Below are 16,768 nucleotides of genomic sequence, written 5' to 3'. Positions count from 1 at the left end.
AGAACGGGGTCACGATCCACACGACAGGCGTTTAAAAGACCTGCCAGGTCGAGCGCTAGAGAAGCCGGTAGCCACTATTATCGTAGAGGGTGATGGCATTCAGCTTGAGAAGTAGACATAACACATGCGCCCTTCTTAGTGCACCCGGATTTTGCCGGTGTCGGTTTCTCGCTGCCCGCGATAGGACAGCGTTTCGCCGGATGGGCAGAGACACGTTAGCGCTACTGGATCAACATGAAACGTGCTGGCGGGTGTCGTCTCTCGCCAGCCTTTGTCCGGTTGGCTCTGGTGGCGTTTACCATATTTGTCTTTCTGGTCGGCGAACTTCGGAGATACTCTCGGCAATTCCCAGCTTTTTAAAACGCACCACTTGCGACCGTCTCTGGTTAATTGCTACTCAACCTGCCATTTATTAATCATAATTAATTGATAAATTATGCTTCGGTCACGTATTAAGCGAAAATTTGGCCAATTAGTGGGACTTACATGCAGGGTGAAGTGCTCTCTCACTCGGTTTGAGCCGCATCCACTCTTTGATTAGATTAGGTGCTTAGCTTGCATCATGGCACCGCTGCGCGGTGCATCCGCGGGTGCCTTATTACTCGTCCCTCGCAACTTCGTTACCACGCGTTACAAGGTTGCTTCCTTACATTTCAGCAACACCGCTGGCTTTAACGGCTCAATCGTCACGCGCTAAAGCGCCCTTCCCATATTGAACTAGCCTTCCTCTGCAAATCCGATTAGCCTGCTAATACACCACCAAGGGTTTGAGATGCGAGAGACAATAACGCGGCAGCGTTTGGCAGGCGTATTGATTCTGCTGGGGCTGTTAACACAGATAGCGGGCTTTACCGGGGCGGCGCCAACGGCGCAGGCAGTCAGTTATTTGCTATGGGTAGCCGTCGCCTTATTGTGGCGTGATATCCCCCGCCGCTCTCGCCTTCAGGCTGGTGTATTAACCGCTTTGGGTGTGCTGATGCTCGTGGTGGCGAGGGCGCTTTATGGCGCGGAGGTGAATTGGCCCGCCATGCTTCAGGGTAATGTGTTTGTAGCCACCATGCTGGTAGGCGTTAGCTTTATTTCACTGATTGGACAACAGGGCAATAAACGTGCACCGGGCAGGCGACTTACCGGTGCTAGCGGTGTACTGCGTACCTGGCTGGGAGTGCATTTCCTGGGCACCATTTTGAACCTGTCGACGGTATTGATGGTGGGCGACCGACTGGCAAGGCGCGCACCTCTAACCACTCCCCAGTTATTGGCGCTCAACCGTGGGCTATCCAGCGCGGCTCTGTGGTCGCCCTTCTTTGCTTCTATGGCTGTCGTCATCGCTCTGGTGCCGGGAGTAGAGTACGGCCAGATTGCCCTGGTGGGCTTTCCCCTCGCCATGCTATCGGGCTTATTGACCACTCTGGAGTTAAGGCGGCGATTTGATTTAACGGAAGTGGATGGTTTTTCCCTTGCCCCACGCAGCCTGCTCATGCCGGTGGGAATGGCAGCACTGGTGATGCTGTTTCATTTTTGGCTTACTCCTTCACTTACGATTGTCAGCATTATTACCTTCCTGATACCTGGCATGGCGGTACTGAGCAACTTACGCGAAGGGCCGCGCTTTACCTTACTCCGGATACGTCAACATACCATTACCCGGTTACCCGGCATGCGCGGGGAGATTTCACTGTTTTTAGCTGCGGGACTGTTAACCATTGGCCTTTCAACGCTGGTTGCCGCCGCTGCTGGCGACGGCTGGACACTGTTTGCCCGCTTTGGCACCTATCAGGCAATGGCAAGCTTTATGGCAATCGCGCTAAGTGCCCTGGTGGGTTTACACCCGATTATCGGTGTTTCCGTACTGGCTTCCATCCTTAATCTGCAAGGTGGCGAGCAAACACTGTTTGCCTTTGTAGCACTGAGTGCATGGGCGGTGGGGACCAGCGTAGGGCCGCTTTCCGGTATCAACCTGTCGCTACAAGGGCGATACGGGGTAAGCGGCTACCGGATGATGAAAGACAACCTGTTGTATGCGGCTATCATGAGCCTGCTTTCACTAGGCGCGATCGCAGGCATTAGTGTCTTGGTCACTTAGTCAATCAGGTTTCGATGATTTTAGCCGGGAAGCGGTAAAAGTAGCGATGCCCACATTGATGGCAAGGTTCTATCCGTGCCACGTTATTGAGCATTACCTGGGCATCACAGTGCACGCAGGCCATCAGGCCGGGTGCCGCCAGTTCGCCTTCACAATAGTCAGCGCGGGCCGCTTCCAAATCATCTTCGAAGCGCTCACGTTCCACAATGGTACGGTCAGCAATGGAGAGCAATGACTCTGCCACCCGCCTCGACAACCCATCCAGATCAATACCCAGCCAGCTGGCCACCTGCTTACCGGTATCCGCCATGTAGTAACGCATATCCTTTAAATCGCGCTCTACCCAGGCACGTAGCAGTGCCAGTTCATCTTTCGTGTACTCTTCCAGCTCCTCCTCGAAAGCAACAGCGTCGTCCAAATCCTTTTGTAGGTTTTCCCAGGTTAGCTCGTTAGCGCCATCCTTCATCCGTTCCAGCAGGCGCTCATAGCCTTCACGCAAACGATGATCGTCATGTTGTTCCATGGTACCTCTCCTTTTGTCGACCCAGTATGTACCTATCAGCGGCTAACCGTTCAAGGATACACCTGCATAGGATACAATCGACACTACTTATCTGACAGTCGTCATCTAACATTCACTTTGCGCCCTTTTTGGGCGAATTACGCCAAGGCATTGAAAATAACCGATGGACGCACACTACAGCCCTTGTGAAATCGAACGTGATGCTCAGCAGTACTGGGACAAACATCAGTGCTTTAAAGCAGTGGAAGACGCGAATCGCGAAAAATTTTACTGTCTTTCCATGTTCCCCTACCCCAGCGGCAAGCTGCATATGGGGCACGTGCGTAACTACACGATCGGCGACGTTGTGTCTCGCTTCCAGCGTATGCAGGGTAAAAATGTCATGCAGCCCATGGGCTGGGATGCCTTCGGTATGCCGGCGGAAAACGCTGCTATTCAAAATCAGGTTCCCCCCGCCAAGTGGACCTACCAAAACATTGATTACATGCGTAATCAGTTGAAGGCGCTCGGCTTCGCTTACGACTGGAGCCGAGAGTTCGCCACCTGCGATACCAGCTATTATCGTTGGGAACAGTGGTTTTTCACCAAGCTGGTGGAAAAGGGCCTGGTATATAAAAAGATGTCCACGGTGAACTGGGACCCGGTTGACCAGACAGTCTTGGCGAACGAACAGGTCATTGATGGCTGCGGATGGCGCTCTGGCGCACCGGTTGAGCGTAAAGAGATTCCTCTGTGGTTCTTGAAGATCACTGACTATGCCGATGAGTTACTGGCCGATCTGGATAAGGTGGAGTGGCCTGAGCAGGTAAAAACCATGCAACGCAACTGGATTGGTAAATCCCGTGGCGTTGAGTTGAGTTTTGATATCAGGGCAGAAGACGGCAGCAACTGCGAACCGCTGGCGGTATACACCACCCGTCCGGATACACTGATGGGCGTTACCTATGTTGCGGTGGCAGCAGGCCACCCTCTCGCCAAACAGGCCGCTGAGCACAATAGTGTGTTGGCTGCCTTCTGTGAAGAGTGCGCCAAAGGTGGCACCTCGGAAGCAGAAATGGCCACCAAAGAGAAACTGGGCATGCCCACCGGGCACAAGGCGGTGCATCCGCTGACGGGTGATGAAGTACCGGTATTTGTCGCCAACTTTGTACTGATGGAATTCGGTACCGGTGCGGTTATGGCGGTTCCCGCCCATGACCAGCGCGACTGGGAGTTTGCCAATAAGTATGGCGTTGAACTCAAACCAGTGGTAGCCGATGAGAACGGCAAAACGCCTGATATCTCGGAAGGGGCTTACACAGAGCACGGCAGCCTGATTCATTCCGGCGAGTTCGATGGTTTGGATTTCGAACGGGCATTCGATGCAATAGCCGCTAAACTGACCGAACTTGGCCGTGGCGAGGTTAAAACCAACTTCCGCCTACGTGACTGGGGTGTGGCACGCCAACGCTATTGGGGCGCTCCCATTCCGGTGAAGTATGGCCCTGAAGGCCAGACCGTACCGCTTTCAGACGATGAACTGCCGGTAGCACTTCCGATGGAAGTCACCGTGGATGCCTCCGGCTCGCCGCTAAAGAAAATGCCTGAGTTTTCTGAATTGGGTGATGGCTGGGTACGGGAGACCGACACCTTCGACACCTTTATGGAGTCTTCCTGGTATTTCGCCCGCTTCTGCTGCGCCGACAACCACGACGCCATGCTGGACGAGCGTGCCAATTACTGGCTGCCGGTGGACTTGTACATTGGTGGTATTGAGCACGCCATTCTTCACCTGCTTTACGCCCGCTTCTTCCACAAACTGATGCGTGATTTTGGCTTGGTGGATTCCGATGAGCCGTTCCAGCAACTGCTCACCCAGGGCATGGTGATTGCGGAAACGTTCTACCGCACTACCGAGAATGGCGGCAAGCAGTGGTTCAACCCGGCGGACGTTGAAGTCCAGCGGGATGACAAAGGACGTCCACTCAGCGCCCTACTGATAAGCGATGGCCAACCGGTGGAAATGGGTGGCATTGAGAAAATGTCCAAATCGAAGAACAACGGCGTTGACCCACAGTCGATGATCGACAAGTTCGGGGCCGATACCGTACGCCTGTTTATGATGTTTGCAGCACCACCGGAGCAGTCACTTGAATGGTCAGATTCCGGCGTTGAGGGGGCTCATCGCTTCCTGAAACGTATTTGGCGTCAGGTCACCGAGCATATCGGCGCAGGCACACCGGGTGAACTGGCAGTGGATGCGCTTAATGATGAGCAAAAAGCGCTTCGTCGCAAAACCCATGAAACCATTAAAAAAGCCAGCGATGATATTGGTCGTCGTACCACCTTTAATACCGCGATTGCAGCGGTAATGGAGCTTTCCAACGCTATTGGCAAATTTGACGATACGTCCAGGCTTGGTTTGGCCGTTAGCCGCGAAGCCCTGGAAGCCTGCGTACTGCTGCTGGCGCCGATTACACCACACCTGTGTCATAGCCTATGGCAGCAATTGGGCCACTCCACACCGGCTATTGAAGCCCAGTGGCCTAACGTCGATGAAGCTGCACTTGCCCGTGACAGTATTGAACTGGTTGTGCAGGTAAACGGTAAGCTACGTGCCCGCCTGGAAGCCCCGGCCAGTGCAGACAAAGCAGCCATCGAGACCCTCGCGATGGAAAACGAGAACGTTCAGCGTCATCTGGAAGGCAAAACCGTGCGTAAGGTGATTGTGGTGCCAGGTAAGCTGGTAAACATCGTGGTGAGCGGATGAAACAGCCTACCCCACTAACACGCCGACGTTTTTTAGCTACCAGCATCGCCGCCTCTGCGGCGGTGCTGCTGGGCGGCTGCGGTTTTCGGCTACGCGGCACAGAGTCGATGCCCCAACTGCCGCCGATGTCGATAGAGGGCAATGACAATAGCCCGTTGGCTCAACAGTTGCGTAATCGTCTGCAACAACTGGGCACTGATGTGAGCGCCGGTGCCCCCTGGCGGTTAACCTTGGGTACCCCTTCGGTCCAGGAGCGGCGTATTGGCGGGGAAGGCCGCGCCAGTCGTGAGCACGAGCTGACCATGAGCACAACGCTCTCAGTGCAGGAGCGTGCCACGAATGCCTACGCACTCAACAATGCCACCCTCTCAAGCAGTACCCGCATCAGGGTAAGCGATGACGACCTACTCAACCGCGAGTCACTCTTTAATGAAGCGGAACGCACATTAACGCAGCAGCTCTCCCAACGCATTATTGAACGGTTAGCCAACCTTGAGGCATTGCAGTGAAGGTATTTGCCGACCAGCTACCCGCCGCTTTAGCCAAAAAACTGCCCAAAGCGGTGATTGTGGCTGGCGACGAGCCGCTACAACACCGGGATGCCTGCGATGCCGTACGAGCAGCCGTCAGGCAGGCCGGGGTTGAAGAGCGGGAGGTGCTCGACGTTGAACCTAATTTTGCATGGGGACGGCTATTAGAAACCGCCAGCAATTTGTCGCTGTTCGCCTCAAGCAAGTTGCTGGAACTCCGCCTGGGTAACCAGAAACTGGGCCAGGAAGGCAGCAAAGCCCTCGCCCAATATGCTGAGCTAATGGAAGGCAGCGACGATATTCTATTAATCAGCATGGGCAAACTGGATGCCAAACAGCAAAAAAGTGCCTGGTTTAAATCCCTGGATAAACACGGGCTGTTTGTTCCTGTATGGCCGGTGGATATATCACGACTGGGTTACTGGCTTCGTGATCGTGCATCGCTGCATGGCTTGCAAATTGACCTCGAAGCTGCCCGACTGCTTGGCGAGCGCACAGAGGGTAACCTGCTTGCCGCTGAACAAGAGCTACAGAAGCTGGCACTTATCCATCCTCAGGGAATGCGCTTAAATGTAGAGAGCATTGCCCAGGGCGTGGAAGATAGCTCCCGTTTTGACGTCTTTAATCTGGCGGATGCCTGTCTTAAAGGCGAGCCAAGCCGGGCTTCCAGGATTATTAACGGGCTGCGTAGCGAAGGGGTTGAAGCGCCTATTGTATTATGGGCACTCAGCCGCGAGCTACGCACTTTGCTGTCACTGCACCAACACCTCGACCAGGGCCAGAGCTTTGAGCACGCCTGCAAAAGCCAGAAACCCATGATTTTCGATAAGCGCCGCCCGGCCTACCAGAAGGCTATCCATCGTTTGTCCATGAAGCGCCTGCACAAGTTACTGTTAATGGCGCAACGCCTGGACCTGGCAGTCAAAGGAGCCTCCGCAGTGCCCTTATGGCCCGGGTTGAATGACCTGGCCATGACAATGGCAGGTGCAAAAGGGATTCTGGCAGAGACCCCCTGGACCTACCGCATTAGTGCAAATAATTAGCACTTTTCGCATTGGTCTTAAAACCTTTGCCTTTTATTTCTATACTATTGATTCAAGCCATAAAAAGCCTGTTTCCCGACTAGTCTAAGGAAGAAGACGATGAAAACTTTGCGTGCTTACCTCTCGACCCTCTTGATTGTAGCGCTTGTCATTACCAGCCTCCCCGTGGCTGCGGCTCCTGTTGCACCACAATCCATGGATCTGGTTTCTACGCAATCCGTTTTAGCAGGTGACCGTGCTGGTGCCGACCGAGAGCGCATTAACGAAATTCTGGCCCGTGCTGATGTGCAGGAACAACTATTACAGCAGGGTGTTGACCTGGACGAAGTTGAGGCTCGCGTTGCGGCACTGAGTGACGCCGAAGCCCAGCAAATGGCGGAGCAACTGGAGCAGTTACCTGCTGGTGCTGGCGCGATTGGTGTGCTGTTTGCCGTCTTCATCATCTTGCTGATTACCGATATTCTCGGCCTGACCAACGTTTATCCATTCACACGCTAATCTGATCACTATGAAGACGTTGTCCACTCATGCCCGTAATGCCCGCTTTGCGGGCATTTTTTTGCTGGTTGTATTGCTCTCTGCCTGCGCTCGCAGCCCGGTACTTTTGGAGAGCACGAGGGAAAAGCTTGCGCCGCAGATTGAGCTGAGCCATGTCCCCTTTCACGCCCAGACGGAATACCAGTGCGGCCCTGCCACTCTCGCTATGGTGCTGAATTACCAAGAGGTCGATGCCAGCGTTGATGACTTAATTCCCCAGGTCTTTTTGCCTGGGCGTGACGGTAGCGTTCAGCCCGAAATGCTGGCGACGGTTCGCCGCTATGGGCAGTTGGCGATTCCCATTCGGGGAACCATGGATGCCCTGCTTGGTCATTTAGCGTCAGGTGAGCCGGTGGTGGTGATGCAAAACCTTGCGCTACCAGCTTTCCCTATGTGGCACTATGCCGTTGCCATCGGCTTCGACTTACCTAACGAAACGCTTATTTTGCGTAGCGGAGAAATTGAACGCCATACCATGTCTTTCAGCCGTTTTGATGCCACCTGGGCACGTACACAACGCTGGGGGTTTGTCGTGGCGGCGCCAGGCACACTGCCCCAAGGCGTTAGCGCACACAACGCTCTGGAAGCCATCAGCGCATATGAAGAACTCCACGGTCCACAGGCAACACTTTCAAGCTGGCAGGCACTGGCTAAACGCTTCCCCGAAAACGCCATGGCACAATTTGCAATGGGCAATGCCCTGTATGCCGATGGGCAACCTGAAGCTGCACAGACTGCCTTTAGGCAGGCGGCTGAACTTAACCCGGCAATGGGGGCAGCATGGCTGAATTTAGGTATTTTGCTACTACAACAGAATGAGCAGACGGAGGCTCGTCTGGCCCTTACCCAGGCAGCCGCCATTGAAGGTGAGTGGCAGCCACGGGCACAGCAGTTACTGGATAATATATAACTCCCCTAGTGTGAGAGCTCAAAGGAAGAGCTCCCACAATGACATTATCTTAGAAAACCCGGTTTAAGCCGTTCTGGGCGGCAACGCGGTAGGCTTCCGCCATAGTGGGGTAGTTAAAGGTCGTATTAACGAAATACTTAAGGGTATTTGCCTCTCCTCTCTGTTGCATGATTGCCTGGCCGATATGCAAAATTTCAGAAGCCTGATCACCAAAGCAATGGATCCCCAGAATCTCCAGTGTGTCCTGATGGAAGAGTATTTTTAGCATCCCTACCGTATCGCCGGTAATCTGTGCCCTTGCCGTATCTTTGAAGAACGCCTTTCCCACTTCATAGGGGACTTTAGCCTCGGTCAACTCCCGCTCATTGGGACCAAAGGAGCTGATTTCGGGAATGGTATAAATACCGGTGGGAACATCACTAACAAAACGGTACTCCCTCTCCAGCAGTTCGTTACACGAGTTAAGCCCCTGGTCATAGGCGGCACTGGCAAGACTTGGCCAACCAATCACATCGCCAGCCGCATAAATATGCGGAATAGCCGTACGATAATGTTCATCAACACTCAGCTGTCCCCGGCCATTTGCCTCCAGGCCTATATTCTCAAGCCCCAGGCTATCGGTGTTGCCAGTGCGTCCATTCGCCCATAAAAAGGCATCGGCCCGGATTTTCTTACCCGATTTCAGATGCAGCACCACACCAGACTCATCGCCCTCAACACTGGCATACTCTTCGTTATGGCGAATCAGTACACCATGCTTGCGTAAGTGATAAGAGAGCGCGTCACTAATCTCATCATCAAGGAAGGAAAGCAGGCTGTCCCGGTTATTGATAAGGTCAACCTTCACACCCAGCCCTGAAAAAATGGAGGCATACTCACACCCAATCACCCCTGCACCAAAGATGATTAGCGTACGCGGCGTATGGGAGAGACTCAAAATCGTATCGGAGCAGTAAATGCGCGGATGGCGGAAGTTAATATTCGCCGGTCGATAAGGACGGGAACCAGTCGCAATCACGATCTTTTTAGCCACCAACTCTTCCATACCTTCCTGTCGGTCCCGCACAACTACGGTATGTTCATCTTTAAAACGGGCAACGCCGTGAAACAGGTCGATGCGATTACGCGCATAAAACGTGGTACGCATTTCCACCTGCTTATCGATAGTGCCGCGGGAGCGTTCCATCACCTTGGGAAAAGAGAACCAGCGTGGTTCACCAATATCGCGAAACATACGGTTGGTATTGAACGCCATGATCTGCTTAACCTGATGGCGTAGCGCTTTCGAAGGAATCGTGCCCCAGTGGGTACAATTACCGCCCACCTGGGTCTGCTTCTCTATAATCGCCACACGCATGCCATGCTTGGCAGCGTTAATGGCAGCGCTTTCCCCTGCGGGGCCAGTACCTATTACCACGACATCGTAATTGTGAACCGCCATACAGTTTGGATCTCCTTGTTCTCATTACATAAACGCCCGCTGTGTTAGCGAGCGCTTATGGTGATATATTGCTGAGCATTATACAGGCGACTAGCGGCGCGTTGCGTTATACCCCAGGTCTGCACCGCGACTTTCATCACTGCGCCGACGCTGGCTACCACGCTTACGATTTTCCTCTTCGCAAACTTCATCTTTGCCACCGCAGATATCGCAGCCATCTTTCATGCCGATTTGGTTAAGCCCACCGCAGGAGCCTGCAATTGGCTTCCTCCCCATTAGCACACCAACGGCCATGGCCCCCATAATCAGTGCCATAAATCCAAATACCAGTAGCCAAATTGCCATGTTACCTCCCAGCATTGCATTAACTGCCTCACCTGCCGACAACGGTCATGTCGATAAGTGCCCTAAGACTAAGATGTTTGAATGGCGGGCAGCTTGTCTGTGTATGCTGTCTTAACCACTCGCTACTCTTTATGAGCACCATTGTACCTCAGACACTTCAAAATGATCAGGCAGATAGCATTTTTTCAAACAACCAATACAAACGGGGCTGGCCAAAGGCCAGCCCCACTTATGCCCAAAGGCAACTGATACTAACGAAACATTAACCGCCAAAGTCATCCAGCAGAATATTTTCAGGCTCAACCCCCATATCAAGCAACAGCTTGATAACAGAAGCATTCATCATGGGCGGTCCACACATGTAGTACTCACAATCTTCAGGCGCCGGATGATCCTTCAGATAGTTTTCATACAGTACATTGTGGATGAAGCCTGTCGGCCCTTCCCAGTTGTCTTCCGGCTGCGGATCTGACAGCGCCAGATGCCACTGGAAGTTCGGGAACTCCTCTGCCAGTCGGTCGTACTCTTCATTATAGAAGGTTTCACGCCAGGAGCGCGCGCCATACCAGAAAGAGATTTTACGGTCAGATTTCAAACGTTTAAGCTGATCGAAGATATGGCTACGCATCGGCGCCATACCCGCACCGCCACCGATAAAGACCATTTCAGCATCGGTATCTTTGGCAAAGAATTCACCAAACGGCCCCATCACCGTTACCTTGTCACCCGGCTTCAGGCTGAAAACGTAGGTAGACATAAGGCCCGGAGGATGACTGGTACCCGGAGGCGGCGTCGCAATACGGATATTGAACTTGAGGATACCTTTTTCATCCGGGTAGTTCGCCATGGAGTAGGCGCGGATAACTTCCTCGTTATTCTTATGGGAAATTTTGAACAGATCAAATTTTTCCCAATCACCACGGTACTCTTCTTCGATGTCGAAGTCAGAGAACTTGATGTCATACTGCGGGGCGACCAACTGAACATAGCCACCTGCACGGAAGGCAACCTCTTCACCTTCCGGCAACTTCAGATTCAGTTCTTTGATAAAGGTGGCAACATTGGGGTTGGCAATAACTTCGCATTCCCACTTCTTCACCCCAAAGACTTCTTCAGGCACTTCAACTTTCATATCCTGCTTGACAGGTACCTGACAAGAGAGACGCCAGCCCTCTTTCTTTTCACGCATGGTGAAGTGCGACTCTTCGGTCGGCAGGATTGAACCGCCGCCCTCTTCTACCCGGCACTTGCACTGAGCACATGAGCCACCACCACCGCAGGCGGAAGATAGAAAAATTCCATTGGCCGCCAGAGTATTCAGAAGCTTGCCGCCGGCCTGAGTTGTCAAGGTGTGCTCGGGGTCACCGTTGACTTCGATGGTCACGTCCCCGCTACTCACTAGCTTGCTACGCGCTGCCAGAATGATCGCCGTTAAGCTGATAACGATGACCGTGAACATGACAACACCGAGCAAGATGACAGATGTATCAACCATGTCGGTTTCCTATTGCTGAAGGTTTTGTGTACCTCGGCAGCCTTGGCTGCCGAGAAAACCGGCCCCTATTAGAGCTGAATGCCAGAAAAGGACATAAAGCCCAAGGACATTAAGCCAACGGTGATAAACGTGATGCCCAACCCTTGTAAGCCACCGGGAACGTCGCTGTACTTCAGTTTTTCACGAATACCTGCCAGCGCGGTGATAGCCAACGCCCAACCAACACCAGAGCCGAAACCATAGATGACGGACTCTCCGAAGTTGTAGTTCCGCTCAACCATAAACAGTACACCACCAAGAATGGCGCAGTTCACGGTAATCAACGGCAGGAATACGCCCAGTGCGTTGTACAGTGCGGGCACATACTTATCCAGAAACATCTCAAGGATTTGTACAAGCGCGGCAATAACACCAATGTAGCTCAGCAGCCCCAGGAAAGAGAGATCGATATTTTCAGCACCGCTAATCCCAGTCCAGGTCAGCGCACCTTCTGCCAGCAGAAGGTTGAATACCAGGTTATTAACCGGTACTGAAATCGTCAGTACAACAATAACCGCAATACCAAGACCAAATGCAGCAGAGACCTTCTTGGATACGGCCAGGAACGTACACATCCCCAGGAAGAAGGCTAAGGCCAGGTTCTCAACAAAAACCGAAGCAACGAAAAGGCTTAGATAGTGTTCCATGTTACACGGCCTCCTTCGGCTTGGTGTTTTCCTTCATCTTGAACTCGTTATCTTCTATCTGCTCGGGGCTGAACGAACGCAACACCCAGATCAACAGACCGATAATGAAAAAGGCTGAAGGTGGCAGAAGCAGCAGGCCGTTAGGCACGTACCAGCCACCATTCTGCACTGTGGGCAGGATAGTGAAACCAAAGATGCTACCGGCACCCAACAGCTCACGGAAGAAGCCGACTACCATCAGCACGGCACCATAACCAAGGCCGTTACCGATACCGTCAATAAACGACATGCCCGGCGTGTTGGACATGGCGAAGCCTTCCGCACGCCCCATTACGATACAGTTGGTGATAATCAGACCAACGAAAACCGACAGCTGCTTGGACATTTCATAAGCATAGGCTTTGAGGATCTGGTCAACCACGATTACCAGTGACGCAATGATCGTCATCTGAACGATGATACGAATTGAGGACGGAATATGGTTACGGATTAACGATACAAACAGGTTCGAAAACGCCGTAACGAAAATTACCGCCAGCGACATCACCAGCGAAACGCTCATGCTGGTAGTCACCGCCAGTGCAGAACAGATCCCCAGGATTTGCAGTGCAATGGGGTTGTTCTTAAAAATTGGCGCTACTAAGACATTTTTTGCATTAACATCCGCCATGATCAGGCTCCTTCCGCTTCGAGTTCGACATCGGCGTCCTGGACATCTTCCTGATCAATACCACTGCGGAACTTGGCGAGATACTCACCAAAACCGAACGGACTCAACCAGAAATGCAGCATATTGTTTACACCGTTAGCCGTCAGGGTAGCACCCGAAAGACCATCGACCTGGTGCTCACCGCTACCGCTGCCCTTAACAACGCGAATGGCAGGGACTAAATCACCGTCTTCCTCAAAGATCTCTTTGCCTTCCCACTGGGCCTGCCAACGGGGGTTGTTTACCTCAGCCCCAAGGCCAGGAGTTTCACTGTGGTCATAGTAGGTAATACTAACAATAGTGTTACCGTCACCTTCAACCGACAGGAAGCCCATCATACGGCCCCAGAGGCCCTGGCCACGAATGGGTAAAACAATTTGATCAGGGCTTTCAGGATCTCCCACTAAATATACAGCAGCATATTGTTCGACCCTGGAAAGACCAGCGATATCATCCTGACCGGAAAGCGTACGCCCTGTAGCCGGGTCACGTGCTGCTTCAAACCCTTCAAAGGTATCGGCATCGAACTCATCGGTGTATTCACCGGTTTCAAGCTCAACGACACGGGCAGTAATCTGCTCACGGAACGCCTCTTCCACATCCATTCCCGGCTCGTAAAGACCCGCTACGTTAAGGATGTTGGTTTTACGGTCAAGCTCCTGATTAAGCTGCTGCGCAGGACGCAGTGCAACGGCCGCTGTTGATACAATCACCGAGCACACGATACACAGCGAAAACGCTACGATCAGGACTTTCTTGATGGAGTTGTTACCTTGTGCCATTAGGCAGTCTCCTCGGCCGGTACGCCAGTACGCTTGATGCGGCGTTTGATATTGGCCTGGACGAAGAAATGGTCAATCAGTGGTGCAAACAGGTTGGCAAACAGAATGGCCAGCATGATGCCTTCCGGGAATGCCGGGTTTACCACACGGATCAGCACGGTCATCACACCGATCAACGCACCAAATACCAAACGACCATGGTTGGTCATGGAAGCAGACACCGGATCCGTTGCCATGAATACCATACCAAATGCGAAGCCACCAATCACAAGGTGCCAGTACCACGGCATGGCAAACATCGGGTTGGTATCAGAGCCAATCAGGTTGAACAGTGTACTGGTCACCACCATACCCAGGAACACACCCAGCATGATGCGCCACGAGGCAATACCCGTCCATAGTAATACAGCACCACCGACAAAGATCGCGAGCGCCGACACTTCACCGACCGAACCTGGCATAAAGCCCAGGAATGCATCCCACCAGCTAAGGGTGTTAGTGAGTGTCGTCATGCCATCCTGGAAAGCTACGGAAAGCGCAGTGGCGCCCGTATAGCCATCAGCGGCAACCCATACTGCATCACCGGAAATTTGCGCCGGATAAGCAAAATACAGGAACGCACGACCGGTAAGCGCGGGGTTCAGGAAGTTTTTACCCGTACCGCCAAAGATCTCTTTACCGATAACCACACCGAAGGTGATACCCAGGGCAACCTGCCAAAGCGGAATCGTTGCCGGCAGGATCAGTGCAAACAGCACGGATGTTACGAAGAACCCTTCATTCACTTCGTGGCCGCGTTTGATCGCAAACAGCACTTCCCAGAAACCGCCTACCGCAAAGGTAACGAGGTAAATGGGAAGGAAGTAGGTGGCGCCCAGCACGAAGTTGGCCCATAGGCTGCCGGGATCGTGCCCGGAAGCCAACGTCATCATAATCGCTTCGCGCCAACCGTCCAGCGACGCGTAGCCAGCGTCAATCGCCGTGTTGGTCTGCCAGCCGGCGTTCCATATACCGAATAGCATCGCCGGGAAAGTACATATCCACACGGTGATCATGATGCGCTTAAGGTCAATACCATCGCGCACATGAGCAGTGGTTTTCGCAACACTGGGTGGAGAGTAGAAAATGGTATCCACCGCCTCATAGAGCGGATAGAACTTCTCGTACTTACCACCTTTATGGAAATGCGGCTCGAGATTATCGAGTGTTTGTCGAATACCCATCATCAGGCCTCTTTCTCGATCATGGTGAGATTGTCACGCAGGATGGGGCCGTACTCGTACTTGCCTGGGCAAACGTACGTGCAAAGCGCCAGATCCTCTTCGTCTAACTCAAGACACCCAAGTTGCATGGCAACTTCAATGTCGCCCACGATCAGCGAACGCAGCAGCTGAGTTGGCATTACATCCAAAGGCATAACTGCTTCATAGGCACCGATCGGCACCATGGCACGCTCAGAGCCATTGGTCGATGTGGTAGGTGCATAATTGCTCAAGCCTTTAAATTTAGACAGGTAAATGCCGAGTACTGAATGACGGTTGGTGCCCAGAGACAACCACCCCAGAAAGGCGCGCTTATTGCCTTCTTCCAGCATGCTCACCTGATTATGAAAACGCCCCAGATAGGTCAGCTTGCCCTCAGCAGCAAAGCCTGAGAACACAGAACCTGAAATCACGCGGGTGTCTTCCGGTTTGATAACCTCACCTGCAAAGAGTTCATCGATGCTGGCACCCACACGGGTACGCAACAAGCGGGGATTCTCTGCACGCGGGCCACCTACCGCAATAATACGGCTCATATCCAGCTTACCTTCCACGAACAGCTTACCGAACGCGATTACGTCCTGATAGCCGATATGCCACACTGATTTATGCAGTGCGACGGGAGAAAGATAATGGATGTGGGTACCCACGAGACCTGCTGGATGTGGCCCAGCAAAACTTTCTGTTTTCACACCGCTAACATCACTACCGGGGATAGAGGCGTTAGCACCCGTGCAAAGAAAAACGTTGCCCTCGGTCAGGTGGGTTAGCACCTTGAGGCCGTCTTCAAATGCCTGGGCATTGTCGTTAATAATTAAGGCAGGATCAGCACTTAGTGGATGCGTATCCACCGCAGTGACAAAGATATCAGTAGGTCTGCTGTCGAGTGCTGGCGTACGTGAGAAAGGACGGGTGCGCAAGGCAGTCCAGAGTCCTGACTCAACCAGTTGGTCGACCACGGTCTGACGATCCAACTGCCCTAAAGCCCCACGATCATGAGAAGCGAATGTCATCGCTTCTTCATTTTCATCGACTTTAATAACCACAGACAGCAAACGGCGTTTTTCGCCACGGTTGATTGCTACCACTTCACCACCGGCAGGCGCTGTAAAACGCACGCCGTCAATCTTCTTGTCGGTGAAGAGCAATTGGCCCAGTTTGACCTTATCCCCTTCCTGAACTGCCATCGTCGGTTTCATGCCAACGTAGTCGGTGCCCAGGATTGCCACATGGCGCACAGGCCGCGCATCTTCAATACGCTGCTCGGGCGCTCCCGTGATGGGGAGATCCAGGCCTTTTTTGACTTCGATCATAGTCTCGCCCAGTTGATGGATCGGATATACGAAGGTAAGGGGTTCGAATGCTTATTTTCTGTTCAGTGAATTCTTGTTTTGCTGTTCAGATTGTTACCAGTCAGGCCCAAGCGCGCTTGAACCACCCCGAAAAATCTACCGCATTATAAAGATAAGCGCGGCCAATGACCACATCCCTGAGAGCCTCCAAAAGTGCTATATCCGTTTAGAGGGTATTGGATTCTGGTACAAAAAACGCCACCCGAAGGTGGCGTTGGCAGTAGCAAAATCTCAACAATGGCTGAAAAGCACTAAATTAGCCCTTTCTGTGAGACATCTTCCTTTAACTGGCTTGGCGCGGCAGTTTCAGAAATTGCA

15 protein-coding genes are annotated in these 16,768 nt (G+C 52.8%); 6 read left to right on the top strand and 9 right to left on the bottom strand.

The features are described from left to right. Nucleotides 1-772 precede the first annotated feature (772 nt). On the top strand, nucleotides 773-2,086 hold the full coding sequence (locus HP566_RS17060; RefSeq protein ID WP_249978521.1) for a hypothetical protein: 1,314 nt from the start codon (nucleotides 773-775) through the stop codon (nucleotides 2,084-2,086). 4 nt (nucleotides 2,087-2,090) lie between these two features. On the opposite strand, the gene HP566_RS17055 is transcribed toward HP566_RS17060, so the two are convergent. Beyond that, nucleotides 2,091-2,609 carry a zinc ribbon-containing protein gene (locus HP566_RS17055; RefSeq protein WP_249978520.1) on the bottom strand — a complete coding sequence of 173 codons (519 nt, stop codon included), beginning with the start codon at nucleotides 2,607-2,609 and terminating at the stop codon, nucleotides 2,091-2,093. Between the two features lie 163 nt (nucleotides 2,610-2,772). On the opposite strand from HP566_RS17055, the gene leuS reads away from it, so the two are divergent. From leuS to HP566_RS17030, 5 genes are all read left to right on the top strand, one after another. Further along, on the top strand, nucleotides 2,773-5,358 hold the full coding sequence (gene leuS / locus HP566_RS17050; protein ID WP_249978519.1) for a leucine--tRNA ligase: 2,586 nt from the start codon (nucleotides 2,773-2,775) through the stop codon (nucleotides 5,356-5,358). Further along, entirely contained in the window at nucleotides 5,355-5,867 is a 513-nt protein-coding gene (lptE, locus tag HP566_RS17045; protein ID WP_249978518.1) for an LPS assembly lipoprotein LptE, read from the top strand. The genes leuS and lptE overlap by 4 nt, the downstream gene beginning before the upstream one ends. After that, complete coding sequence (gene holA, locus HP566_RS17040; protein WP_249978517.1) at nucleotides 5,864-6,931, top strand: DNA polymerase III subunit delta; 1,068 nt, start codon at nucleotides 5,864-5,866, stop codon at nucleotides 6,929-6,931. Before lptE ends, holA begins: the two co-directional genes overlap by 4 nt. A 99-nt stretch (nucleotides 6,932-7,030) precedes the next feature. Next, entirely contained in the window at nucleotides 7,031-7,429 is a 399-nt protein-coding gene (locus tag HP566_RS17035) for a PA2779 family protein (RefSeq protein ID WP_249978516.1), read from the top strand. A 10-nt stretch (nucleotides 7,430-7,439) separates the two neighbouring features. Further along, nucleotides 7,440-8,378, top strand: a complete 939-nt coding sequence (locus tag HP566_RS17030) for a PA2778 family cysteine peptidase (protein WP_249978515.1) — start codon at nucleotides 7,440-7,442, stop codon at nucleotides 8,376-8,378. A 49-nt stretch (nucleotides 8,379-8,427) separates the two neighbouring features. On the opposite strand, the gene sthA is transcribed toward HP566_RS17030, so the two are convergent. The 8 genes from sthA to HP566_RS16990 form a co-directional block, all read right to left on the bottom strand. Continuing rightward, entirely contained in the window at nucleotides 8,428-9,819 is a 1,392-nt protein-coding gene (gene sthA, locus HP566_RS17025) for a Si-specific NAD(P)(+) transhydrogenase (protein WP_249978514.1), read from the bottom strand. Between the two features lie 90 nt (nucleotides 9,820-9,909). Further along, nucleotides 9,910-10,164 carry a (Na+)-NQR maturation NqrM gene (nqrM, locus tag HP566_RS17020; protein WP_249978513.1) on the bottom strand — a complete coding sequence of 85 codons (255 nt, stop codon included), beginning with the start codon at nucleotides 10,162-10,164 and terminating at the stop codon, nucleotides 9,910-9,912. 262 nt (nucleotides 10,165-10,426) lie between these two features. Then, entirely contained in the window at nucleotides 10,427-11,659 is a 1,233-nt protein-coding gene (nqrF, locus tag HP566_RS17015) for an NADH:ubiquinone reductase (Na(+)-transporting) subunit F (protein WP_249978512.1), read from the bottom strand. 68 nt (nucleotides 11,660-11,727) lie between these two features. Next, nucleotides 11,728-12,345 (bottom strand): NADH:ubiquinone reductase (Na(+)-transporting) subunit E, encoded by a 618-nt coding sequence (gene nqrE, locus HP566_RS17010; protein ID WP_188640288.1) that lies wholly within the window; start codon nucleotides 12,343-12,345, stop codon nucleotides 11,728-11,730. 1 nt (nucleotide 12,346) lies between these two features. Beyond that, nucleotides 12,347-13,015, bottom strand: a complete 669-nt coding sequence (locus HP566_RS17005; RefSeq protein WP_249978511.1) for an NADH:ubiquinone reductase (Na(+)-transporting) subunit D — start codon at nucleotides 13,013-13,015, stop codon at nucleotides 12,347-12,349. A 2-nt stretch (nucleotides 13,016-13,017) separates the two neighbouring features. Then, the gene (locus HP566_RS17000) at nucleotides 13,018-13,836 is read right to left on the bottom strand and encodes a Na(+)-translocating NADH-quinone reductase subunit C (protein WP_249978510.1); all 819 of its coding nucleotides are present in this window, start codon (nucleotides 13,834-13,836) and stop codon (nucleotides 13,018-13,020) included. Beyond that, nucleotides 13,836-15,062: an NADH:ubiquinone reductase (Na(+)-transporting) subunit B gene (locus HP566_RS16995; RefSeq protein WP_249978509.1), complete on the bottom strand. Its 1,227-nt coding sequence runs from the start codon at nucleotides 15,060-15,062 to the stop codon at nucleotides 13,836-13,838. Before HP566_RS16995 ends, HP566_RS17000 begins: the two co-directional genes overlap by 1 nt. After that, on the bottom strand, nucleotides 15,062-16,411 hold the full coding sequence (locus HP566_RS16990) for a Na(+)-translocating NADH-quinone reductase subunit A (RefSeq protein ID WP_249978508.1): 1,350 nt from the start codon (nucleotides 16,409-16,411) through the stop codon (nucleotides 15,062-15,064). Before HP566_RS16990 ends, HP566_RS16995 begins: the two co-directional genes overlap by 1 nt. Nucleotides 16,412-16,768 lie beyond the last annotated feature (357 nt).

This window comes from Vreelandella olivaria, assembly GCF_023507745.1.
Taxonomy (GTDB): domain Bacteria; phylum Pseudomonadota; class Gammaproteobacteria; order Pseudomonadales; family Halomonadaceae; genus Vreelandella; species Vreelandella olivaria_A.
The sequence above is the reverse complement of the archived record's forward strand: the minus strand, read 5'-3'. Positions and strand labels throughout refer to the sequence as shown.